This window comes from Sebaldella sp. S0638 (assembly GCF_024158605.1).
Lineage (GTDB): Bacteria > Fusobacteriota > Fusobacteriia > Fusobacteriales > Leptotrichiaceae > Sebaldella.
Map to the genome: position 1 here is coordinate 1 of NZ_JAMZGM010000268.1, position 1,037 is coordinate 1,037.

The following is a 1,037-nucleotide window of genomic DNA, read 5'->3' on the forward strand; positions in this document are numbered from 1 at the left end:
GTAAAAGACCTCTTCGATAAGGCAGTACAGGGAACAGATATAGGCGGGATATACCGGGATAAATATAATGAAGCTTTTGGAAATGCTTTCAGGGAAGTAATGGCAGACTTTAAACCAAGCGGAGATTACAGAAAAGATCAGGAAGAATATCAAAAAAGATTCATAGAGGCATTAAAAGAACTTGCAACAAGTTCAGATATGGCAGTAAGAAGCATAGCAAATCTTACTCTATTTGATACAGTGAAAAGTCAATTAGATGAACTGGCAGGACATTTAAGTACAGCAGGAGAAGTATTAAAAGATGATTTCCTTAAAAATCTTGCTGTAACAGTAGAAAGTCTATCAGCCTTAGCAGAAAGCCTAAAAAACACCAGTCTTACAAGTAATTCAAAACTAGGTGGAATACTTGGAGGTGTAGGAGGCTTTCTAAGTAATGTAACGAGTGGAATAGGAATGGTAACAGGACTTGTAACAACAGGAGTAGGATTATTCAGAAGTGCAGGAGACCTTTTAGGCTTTGGAAGCAGTAAGAAGCAAAAAGCTAAAAATGAGGAAGAAAGAAAAAAAGCAGCTGAATGGTATGAGAAACAGTTCAAAGAAAATACGGACCTCATAAAAAGTATAAACGACCTGACAGGCTCTATAGTAGATTTAAATACAAAACTTATTCAGAATATTGCAAATGATACTTCAGATAAAAATATAGCAAAGCAGAAAAGTTACTACGATAACCTGATAAACAAAACGGGAGAGCTGTTTGATGAGAATATAACAGCCACAGGCCATAGTACAAGTAAGAAAAGAAAGTTATTCGGATCAAAAACAAAAGATTCTTACAATACTTTAAATCAGTCATTTGACGAGTATTTTGGAGATGCATGGAAATACACCTCAAGAGATTCAAAAAGCCTTGAGCAGTTCTACGATTCATATTTAAAAAACTTTGATATGAATAGGCTTAAAAAGAAATTAGGGAAAAACAGCCTTGATAACAGCAATATAGAACAGGTAAAAGGACAGTTCCTAAGATTTATTGA

1 pseudogene is annotated in these 1,037 nt (G+C 34.7%); it reads left to right on the top strand.

Annotated features, from left to right (window positions below):
• Window positions 1-1,037: pseudogene (locus NK213_RS20185) on the top strand (hypothetical protein); the annotation flags it as partial.